The 9707-nt window shown below is 63.0% G+C and carries 8 protein-coding genes; 2 read left to right on the plus strand and 6 right to left on the minus strand.

Features of this window, described 5'->3' with window-relative positions; genetic code table 11:
* Window positions 1-20 precede the first annotated feature (20 nt).
* The 3 genes from edd to zwf form a co-directional block, all read right to left on the minus strand.
* Window positions 21-1844: a phosphogluconate dehydratase gene (gene edd / locus EN859_RS22010; protein ID WP_127854823.1), complete on the minus strand. Its 1824-nt coding sequence runs from the start codon at window positions 1842-1844 to the stop codon at window positions 21-23.
* Window positions 1845-1917: 73 nt separating this feature from the next.
* On the minus strand, window positions 1918-2634 hold the full coding sequence (gene pgl / locus EN859_RS22015) for a 6-phosphogluconolactonase (protein ID WP_127854824.1): 717 nt from the start codon (window positions 2632-2634) through the stop codon (window positions 1918-1920).
* Window positions 2616-4085 carry a glucose-6-phosphate dehydrogenase gene (gene zwf, locus EN859_RS22020; RefSeq protein WP_127854825.1) on the minus strand — a complete coding sequence of 490 codons (1470 nt, stop codon included), beginning with the start codon at window positions 4083-4085 and terminating at the stop codon, window positions 2616-2618. The genes pgl and zwf overlap by 19 nt, the downstream gene beginning before the upstream one ends.
* A 244-nt stretch (window positions 4086-4329) precedes the next feature.
* Between zwf and EN859_RS22025 the strand changes: the two genes are divergently transcribed.
* Complete coding sequence (locus tag EN859_RS22025; protein WP_127854841.1) at window positions 4330-5076, plus strand: SDR family oxidoreductase; 747 nt, start codon at window positions 4330-4332, stop codon at window positions 5074-5076.
* A gap of 96 nt (window positions 5077-5172) precedes the next feature.
* On the opposite strand, the gene EN859_RS22030 is transcribed toward EN859_RS22025, so the two are convergent.
* The 3 genes from EN859_RS22030 to EN859_RS22040 form a co-directional block, all read right to left on the minus strand.
* Window positions 5173-6042 (minus strand): SH3 domain-containing protein, encoded by an 870-nt coding sequence (locus EN859_RS22030; RefSeq protein ID WP_189502148.1) that lies wholly within the window; start codon window positions 6040-6042, stop codon window positions 5173-5175.
* 286 nt (window positions 6043-6328) lie between these two features.
* Window positions 6329-7615: an FAD-binding oxidoreductase gene (locus tag EN859_RS22035; RefSeq protein WP_127854827.1), complete on the minus strand. Its 1287-nt coding sequence runs from the start codon at window positions 7613-7615 to the stop codon at window positions 6329-6331.
* Between the two features lie 142 nt (window positions 7616-7757).
* Window positions 7758-9191, minus strand: a complete 1434-nt coding sequence (locus EN859_RS22040) for a glutamine synthetase family protein (protein WP_127854828.1) — start codon at window positions 9189-9191, stop codon at window positions 7758-7760.
* 152 nt (window positions 9192-9343) lie between these two features.
* Between EN859_RS22040 and EN859_RS22045 the strand changes: the two genes are divergently transcribed.
* On the plus strand, window positions 9344-9707 hold a 364-nt coding region (locus tag EN859_RS22045), incomplete at its 3' end, for an ISAs1 family transposase (RefSeq protein WP_135913543.1).

Raw genomic sequence — 9707 nt, forward strand, 5'->3', positions numbered from 1 at the left:
TTGTGAAAAGCAAAATGCTGTCAGGCCGTTCCGAATGCGCTGGCGCCATGGTCGGCGCGGCCCACCAATTGCCGGAACCCGGCGAAAAGCTCACGGCCGAAACCGAACTCATTGGCAATGAGATCGCTGTCCGCCGCCCGACGCAGCGCGAAATCGCCGGCCGGGACCAGCACTTCCAGCGTTCCAGCGTCGGCGTCGAGCCTGATGATGTCGCCGTCATGGATCCTGGCGATCGGGCCGTCCTCGACTGCTTCCGGCGTCACATGGATCGCCGCCGGCACCTTGCCGGAAGCCCCAGACATGCGTCCGTCGGTCACCAGCGCTACATGCTGGCCGCGATCCTGCAGGACGCCGAGCACGGTGGTGAGCTTGTGCAGTTCCGGCATGCCGTTGGCTTTCGGCCCCTGGAAGCGGATGACGGCGATAAAGTCGCCGGTCAATGTGCCCGCCTTGAATGCCTCGTTCAGCCCTTGCTGGCTGTCGAACACCTTGGCCGGCGCCTCGATGATGCGCCGCTCCGGCTTGACCGCCGATATCTTGATGACGGCGTGGCCGAGATTGCCTGAAAGCATCTTCAGCCCGCCGGTCGGCTGGAACGCCTTCTTGAATGGCGCCAGCACCTTCTCGTCGCCGCTTTCGCGCGGTGCGGCCTCGCGCACCACGCTGCCGTCGGCGCCAAGCTTGGCCTCGATAGCATAGGGCCGCAGCCCTTCGCCCCAAACCGTCTGGACATCCTCGTGCAGGATGCCCTCGTCGAGCAACTCGCGGATCAGGAAGCCGAGCCCGCCAGCGGCGTGGAAATGGTTCACGTCGGCAAGGCCGTTCGGATAGACCCGGGCCAGAAGCGGCACTGCTTCCGACAGATCCGAAATGTCCTGCCAGGTGATGGCGATGCCGGCTGCAGCCGCCATGGCGATCAGGTGAATGGTGTGGTTGGTCGAGCCGCCGGTGGCGTGCAGGCCGACGATGCCGTTGACGATCGAGCGCTCGTCGATCATCCGGCCGGCCGGCGTATAGGCGTTGCCGAGCGCGGTTATCGCCAGCGCGCGCTTCGTCGCTTCCCTGGTCAGCGCGTCGCGCAGCGGCGTGCCGGGATTGACGAAAGAGGCGCCGGGCGTGTGCAGGCCCATGATCTCCATCAGCATCTGGTTGGAGTTGGCCGTGCCGTAGAAGGTGCAGGTTCCCGGCCCATGATAGGATTTGGACTCGGCCTCGAGCAGTTCGGCTCTTCCTGCCTTGCCCTCGGCATAGAGCTGGCGGACCTTCGCCTTTTCGTCGTTCGGAATGCCTGTGGTCATCGGTCCGGCCGGGACGAACACCGCCGGCAGATGGCCGAAGGTCAGCGCCGCGATCACCAGCCCCGGCACGATCTTGTCGCAGACGCCGAGATAGACGGCGGCGTCGAACATGTTGTGCGATAAGCCGATCGCAGCGGCCATGGCGATGACGTCGCGCGAGAACAGTGACAGTTCCATGCCGGGCTGGCCCTGGGTGACACCGTCGCACATTGCCGGCACTCCGCCGGCCACCTGAGCGATGCCGCCGGCCTCGCGCGCCGCGTCCTTGATCAGTGCCGGAAACGTCTCGAAAGGCTGATGCGCTGACAGCATGTCGTTGTACGAGGTAATGATGCCGAGGTTCGGCACCCGGTCGCCACCGAGCGCCAATTTCTCCGACGGGCTGCAGACCGCAAAACCATGTGCGAGGTTGCCGCAGGAAAGCACGGCCCGGTTGGCGGTGCGGTTCGAGGCCTCTGCGATGCGGCCGAGATAGGCCTCGCGGCCTGGCATGGAGCGCTGGCGGATGCGCTCGGTGATGGCTTCGATGTCGCGTCTTGCGGTCATGGCGGTCGGTCCTTTCAGGCGAGGTCCCGGAAACGCCTACCGGCTATCTGCCGGGACCATCAGCAAGTTGAAATCAGCGTGCCCAGAAAACCTCTACAGGCCTCTGGGTTGCCTCGATCACGGCGCGAATGGGCTTTCGCTTTCCAAGCCCCATCGCGTCCTCGAATGCGGTGCGCTTTTCCTCACCTTCGATATGCAGTGCGATGAAGCCGGCGCTGACGATCCGCGCCAGCGGCAACGTCAAGCGTGGCTCGCCTGCGCTTGCAGCGTGAACCGGCAGCACGATGCTCTCAGAGGATGGGTCGAGCAGTTTTGCCAGTTCCTCGGCGTCGGGAAAGAACGAGGCGGTATGGCCGTCGGTTCCCATGCCGAGCAGGACGACATCGAGCGGCCAGGACAGCGATTGCAGCGCAGCGCTGTCGGAAACGGCAGCATCCTCGATGCTTGCGTTGTCATGATAGAGAGGCACGAAACGTGCGGTCGCAGCTGCGTTTTGCAGGAGATTGGCGGCAACCAGGCCGGCGTTGGAACGCGGCGAAGAAGCCGGTACGAAACGTTCGTCGACCAGCGTCACCGTGACCTTGTCCCATGCGATCGGGATCATCGAGAGTGCCGCAAAAAATTTTGCCGGTGTCGTGCCACCGGAAACGGCGAGCAGCCCTGTGCCGCGCTCGGCGATCGCCTTGGTCAGACGGCCGGCGACATGACCGGCAAGGGCTGCCGCCAATTCCTGGCGCCCGGCGAAGGCATGCCAGTTGTAGGCAGTGCCGTTCAATTGCTCTCGTGCCATGTCCGCCCGTCGCGTTCGATCAGTGCGATGGAGGCCGAGGGACCCCAGGTGCCGGCGGTGTAGCCCTGGGCTTCCTGCCTTGCGCTTTCCCAGGCGTCCTGGATCGGGTCGATCCATTTCCACGCCGCCTCGACCTCGTCGCGGCGCATGAACAGCGTCTGGTTGCCGCGCACGACATCCATGATCAGCCGTTCATAGGCATCGGGCGCGCGGCCGTCGAAGGACTGCGCGAAGCTCATGTCGAGCGGGATCTGGCGCAGCCGCATGCCGCCCGGCCCAGGATCCTTGATCATGATGAACTGCTTGACGCCTTCGTCTGGCTGCAGCCTGATCACCAGCTGGTTGGCGAAGATCGGTCCGGCGCTATCGCCGAAGATCGAGTGCGGGATTGGCTTGAACTCGATGACGATTTCGGAGACGCGGGTCGCCAGCCGCTTGCCGGTCCTGAGGTAGAAAGGAACGCCCGCCCAGCGCCAGTTGCCGATCTCAGCTTTGATCGCGACGAAGGTCTCGGTGTTGCTGTCCTTGCCGAGTTCCTCGACATAGCCTTTCACCGGTCCGCCGGCCGAGGCTCCGGCGCGGTACTGGCCACGCACCGTATGCTTCGGCGCTTCATTGCCGTTGATGCGTTTCAGCGCCCGCAATACCTTCAGCTTTTCGTCGCGCACGGCGTCGGCGTCCATCGACGACGGCGCCTCCATGGCAACCAGGCAGAGCAGCTGCAGCATGTGGTTCTGCACCATGTCGCGTAGCGCGCCGGCCTTGTCATAGTAGGTGACGCGATCTTCCAGGCCGACGGTCTCGGCCACGGTGATCTGCACATGGTCGACATTGGCGGAATTCCACAGCGGCTCGTAGAGCGCATTGGCGAAGCGCAGCGCCATCAGGTTCTGCACCGTCTCCTTGCCGAGATAGTGATCGATGCGGAAAATCTGGCTTTCATGGAAATCGTCGCCGACCAAGTCGTTCAGCGCGCGCGCCGAGTCAAGGTCGCGGCCGATCGGCTTCTCCAGCACGATGCGCGAGTTCGGCGTGATCAGCTTGTGCTCTTTCAGCTTGTGCGAGATGTCGCCGAACAGCGCCGGCGCCACCGCCAGATAGAAGGCGCGGATACATTCGCTGTTGCCGATTGCCTCCGTCAATTTGTCGAAGCCCGCGCCGGTGGTGGCGTCGGCCGAGACGTAGGAAAGGCGGGCAAGGAACGTCTTCAGCTCCGTGGCATCGATGTCGGCCGGTTTCACATGGTCGGAAATCGCCTGCTTGGCGAAAATCTGAAATTCCTCATCGGTCATTTTCGAGCGCGAGGTGCCGATGATCCGCGTCGGTTCGGAAAACTGATGGTCGCGCTGGCGATAGTAGAGCGACGGCAGAAGCTTGCGTTCCGACAGATCGCCGGTGCCGCCGAAAATGATGAAGTCGAAAGGATCGACAGGGATGATCTGGCTGGTCATGATTTGTCCGCTTTGACGCCGGTCGCAGTAGCGTGGCTGATATATTCTAATCGATTTAATCTTTCCAGTGCCATTGCGTCACAGCTAAGTGTGCCCTTGACACCGGCGCAACCCGGAGGCTTGTCGGCGGGCGATGGCTCCGGGAAGCCCTTCGCAGATGCAGCATAAAGCCGGATCGAAGCGAAAGCCAAAGGAGAAATCGACGCGGCCGGCACGACTGGCTTCAATCATGAGTGAGAAAAGCATGCGCCTGAAAAACAAGGTAGCCATCATCACCGGCGCCGCGTCCGGCTTCGGCGAGGGCATGGCCAAGCGCTTTGCCGAGGAGGGCGCCAGGGTCGTCGTCGCCGACCTCAACGCCACGGGCGCCGAACGCGTGGCCAGCGAAATTGGCGAGGCGGCGATCTGGACCAAGACGGATGTTTCGTCGCGTTCGCAATTCGACGAAATGGTCCATGCCGCCAGGAGGGCCTTCGGCTGCATCGACATCATGGTCAACAATGCGGGCTATACGCATCGCAACGGCGACATGCTCGACGTCAGCGAAGAAACGTTCGATCTGATCACGGCCGTCAACATGAAGGCGATCTACCACTCGGCACTGGCTGTGGTGCCGGTCATGGAAGCCCAAGGGGGCGGTGTGATCCTGACCACTGCCTCCACCGCCGGCCTCAGGCCCCGCCCTGGTCTCACTTGGTACAATGCCTCGAAGGGCTGGGCGATCACCGCTACCAAGTCGATGGCGGTGGAGCTTGCGCCCAGGAACATCCGTGTCAACTGCCTCTGCCCCGTCGCCGGCGAGACCGGTATGCTGGAGAAATTCATGGGCACCGATACGCCCGAGATCCGCGAGAAGTTCCGCGCGTCAATCCCGCTCGGCCGGCTTTCGACGCCGCTCGACATTGCCAATGCAGCACTCTGGCTGGCTTCGGACGAAGCCGCCTTCATCACCGGCGTGGCGCTGGAGGTCGATGGCGGGCGCTGCATCTGAACGGACGTCAATTCGACTCGAGCCAGCGGTTCGGCACCTGGGCGGTCAACGGGGCTGCCCCGCAGGGCAGTCCTCAAGGACAATTTTCGCAACAGACTAGGCGCCGGTCTTGACGTAGCTTTTGTAGACCCAGCCGCGTTTGCCGTTATAGACGATCTGGCACCATTTTTTGCAGCTCATTACCTGCACCGAGGTTTTTGCAGGTATTGTGACCATGGCGGCTGCCTTGTTCTTCGGGCCGGTTCGCATGGTGACGGCCTTGAGGATGCGTCCGGAGCCGGCTGCAGCAGCTTTCTCGGGCTTCTCTGTTGCCTTGCTGTCACCGCCCTCGGTCACAGAAGATTGTGCTGCCGGCAGCTGCGGCTTTGGAGTGGGGATAGCGGCAGTTTGCGCGCCGTCGTCTGTTGCCGGACTGGGAGCGGCAACCTTGGAAAGCAAAGCCGTGGCGTTGGTCTTCTGCGCTGCCGGTTCGGCGAATGCAGCAGAAGTTGACGGTTTATCGGCTGCTTGTTCAGTCTGGCTGGCTATTTGGTCAGACGCTGCCGCTGCCGCATTTGACGCAGTTTTCGAACCCGACCCGGTCCAGCGGGGATCGTTGGAGGCCAGTGCAGGAATCTCGGCCTCCATGGCAGCCGCCCCCGGTGAAACCGCGTCGGCCTTGTGCGCCGCCTGTGGCGCCGCTGCAGCGACTGTTGCGGCTGCCGCAACGGGAGCTATTTTCGTTGTCTTGACCGGAATGGCCGGAACGGTCTGCTCTGTGCTTGCAATCGCCTGCCTGTCGCTCGCCGGCAATGCCAGCCACAACGCCACCGCCGCAACGCCGAGCAGCGCTGCGGTGCCGACCGCCGCGATCACCAGATGCGAGTTCGACCGCACCTCCTGCCAGAACGAAGGCCGCATGTCATAGCCGAACTGCACTGCAAAGCGCCGTCGTTCCGGCGCGCCGAAACTGAAGGGCTCATTCACTCTTGCCACCTCCATATGCGGGCCGACGTTCTTTCGATCAGAGCTGGAAATTTCAGCGTCAGATCGGCATCGGTCCCAAAATCAGCGCGGGCAGGCCCGCAGAAGTCCCCGAATAATCGCCCAGAGCCTGCATCCTTTGCCCGCGATTGTGGCATCAGTGCGCCCATGCCGCGAAATCTGAGCCCTTGTTAAGGATTCTGCAACGTCTCGTTGGGGCAACCAACATCTGAATGGAATCAGGGCCATACCCCCGGCGGGGTTCGCCACGGCAGGGAACCTTCGTCGCTCAAATCCTGTCCCGCAGCGCAAACCAGTTGAGCGCCAGGAAGAGCAATGGCGTGCGAAAACGCCGGCCGCCGGGGAAGGGCGGGATCTTCAAATCCTCGATCAGCTTCAGCCGGTCGCGGTTGCCGGCGGCGGTCTCGGCATAGAGCTTGCCGAAGAAATTCGATAACATCACGCCGTGGCCGGAATAGCCGCCGACCGAGATCACATTCGGCATCACCTCGCGCACGAACGGTTTTCTCGGCACTGTGATGCCGACATAACCGCCCCAGCCGTGGGTGATCTCGACATCCTTCAAATCGGGATAGAGCTCGGCGATCTGCCGGCGGATGTGGATATGGATATCCTTCGGGTCGTTGACTGCATAAATCTCGCGGCCGCCGAACAGCAACCGCCCGTCCTTCGACTTGCGGAAATAGCGCACGACGAAGCGGGAGTCGGCGACCGCCTCGCCGCCCGGCAGCACCTTCGAATCTGCCCCAAGCGGCACCGTCGCGCCGATGAATGAGCCGATCGGCATGATGTGCGCCGCGCTCACCGGTTCGAGTGTGCCGCCATAGGCGTTGACGCCGATCAGGCATTTTTCGGCGGTGATCGTGCCTCTCGGCGTCGTAACCCTTACCTTGCCGCCGCTGGAGGTGATTCCGGTCGACTGCGTCTGCTCGAACAGTTGCGCACCCGCTTGCGCCGCCACCTTTGCTGTGCCGATCACCAGCTTCAGCGGGTGGATGTGTCCGGTGCCGGTGTCGCGGATGCCGCCGAAGTAATGCGTCGAGCCCAGCCGCTCCGCCGCTTCCTTGGCGTCCATGAAGCTGATGTGCGGATAACCGAAGCGGTTCACCATGATTTCGGCATGCGCCTTGTAGTCGTCGACGTAGCGCTGCTTGTGCGCCACCGACATCTGGCCGGGCATGTAGTCGATCTCGATCTTGTTGGCGGCGGCGAATTCGAGGAGATGCGCCTTGGCCTCCTCGGCGAGGTCGAACAGTGCCTTGGCGCGGGAAAAGCCGTATTCCGCTTCCAGCTCCTCGGCCCAGGCGCGTTGGCCGGTACCGAGCTGGCCGCCATTGCGGCCCGACGCGCCGTCGCCGAAGCGGTGCGCCTCGATCAGCACGACGTTGCTGCCCGCCTTGGCAAGATGGGCCGCCGCCGACAGGCCGGTGAACCCGCCGCCGACGATGGCGACATCGCATGAGCTGTCGCCATCGAGTGCTGGATATTCGGGCCGTGGCCCGGCGGTGTCCTCATACCAGGAGCGGCCGGGTGAAATCGGGGATTGGTAGGTCATTGGTCGCATCGCGACCGGTGAATGGTGGAGAGTGAATGGGGAATGGAGCCGGGTGGGATGACTCGTGTGCCGCCACTTATCTGAAATATGATCGAAACCATTCACTATTCACCATTCACTACCCGCCGACGAAGGCGCTTCTTCACACATTCAACAGCAAATACTCCCGCTCCCACGGGCTGATCACTTCCATGAAGGTCTCGAATTCCGCCCGCTTGATCGCCGCATAGGTCGCAGCAAACGACTTGCCCAGCAGCGCGCCGAGTTCTTCGTCGGCCTCGAACAGGTCGACGGCTTCGAGCAGGCCGCGCGGTAGGTCGATCTCGTCCTCGTTAGCGGTCGTCACCACCGGCGGCTCAGCCTTGATCTTGTTGGTCATGCCGATCAGCCCGCAGGCCAGCGATGCGGCCAGCGCCAGATAGGGATTGGCGTCCGAGGAGGGGATGCGGTTTTCGACACGCCGCGCCGCCGGATCGGAGCGCGGGACGCGGAAGGCCGTGGTGCGGTTGTCGTAGCCCCATTTGTTGTTGACTGGCGCAGAGGCCGCCTGCGTCAGCCGGCGGTAGGAATTGACGTAGGGCGCAAACATCACCAGCGCGTTCGGCACATGCTTCTGCATGCCGCCGATGAAATGGAAGAAAGCGTCGGTTTCCGAACCGTCCTCGGCCGAAAAGACGTTCTTGCCGGTCTTCTTGGCGATGATCGACTGATGGATATGCATGGCCGAACCGGGCTGCCCCTGGATCGGCTTGGCCATGAAGGTGGCGTAGATCTCGTGCTTCAGAGCCGCCTCGCGGATGGTGCGCTTGAACATGAACACCTGGTCGGCGAGTTCGATCGGATCGCCATGACGAAGATTGATCTCGAGCTGGCCGGCGCCTTCCTCGTGGATCAGCGTGTCGATCTCCAGACCCTGGCTTTCCGAGAAGTGGTAGATGTCGTCGATCAGTTCGTCGAACTCGTTGACGCCGGCGATCGAATAGCCGGCGCCGCCGCCGATCGGCCGTCCCGAACGCCCGACAGGCGGCGTCAGGGGATAATCCGGATCGGGGTTCTTGCGCACGAGGTAGAATTCGATCTCGGGCGCCACCACCGGCTTCAGCCCGCGCTTGTCATAGGCTGCAAGCACGCGCTTCAGCACGTTGCGCGGCGTGAACTCAACCGAGCGGCCGTCCTGGTGGACAAGGTCGCAGATGACCGCCGCGGTCGGGTCCTCTTCCCACGGCACCACGGTCAGCGTCGAAAGGTCGGGCATCAGCTTGAGGTCGCCGTCATCCTCCGGATAGTGGAAGCCGTTGCCGTCCTCAGGGTAGCCGCCGGAGATCGTCGTCATGAACACCGCCGAAGGCAGCGCCAGCGAGGTGTTGGAGGTGAATTTCTTCGACGGCATCATCTTGCCGCGCGCGACGCCGGCCTGGTCCGGGGTGATGCATTCGATATCTTCGATGCCGCGCCATTCCAGCCAGGCGCTGACTTCCTTCCAGTTCTTCACGCCGCGTTGGTTTTTCACGAAGGCAGGCGTGCGGGTACGTCCTCCGCGGCTCGACGGACGGACTTCCTTTTTTGCAGGCGGCATCAATCACCAGATTGGGTTGCGGATTTCGAAGTATAGCCGTGGCCGGCGATGGAAGGGAAGGGGAGCTCACGGCATTGAACTCGGGTTAACGGCGGTTTCGGGATTGCGGCAGTTCTGATTCTGTTGGCGGCGTTGATTCGGAGAGCACCGCCATGCCTGAGACTGCCGAGAAGCCGCGTCTGCGGCTGTTGCTGGACCATTTCGCCCTGATCGAGGATGACCGGGAGGGGTGGCGGGTGGCGCATCCGCTGTCTGAGGTTCTGCTGCTGGTGGTCTGCGGCACCATCGCGGCGGGCGATGATTTCGAGGACATCGCCGATTGGGGCGAGGACAATGTGGCCTTCCTGCGCCGTTTCCTGCCCTATCATCACGGGGTTCCGGGTTCGCGTTGGCTGCCGTTGCTGATGAACCGGATCGATCCGGGGCTGTTTGCGAACTGCTTCCAGTCCTGGGCGACGGCGATGCGTCCGGACGCGCCAGCGCTGGTGGCCATCGACGGCAAGACCTCGCGCGGCA

Origin of the sequence: Mesorhizobium sp. M00.F.Ca.ET.216.01.1.1 (assembly GCF_004010325.2) — a bacterium.
In the GTDB taxonomy this organism is placed as follows: domain Bacteria; phylum Pseudomonadota; class Alphaproteobacteria; order Rhizobiales; family Rhizobiaceae; genus Mesorhizobium.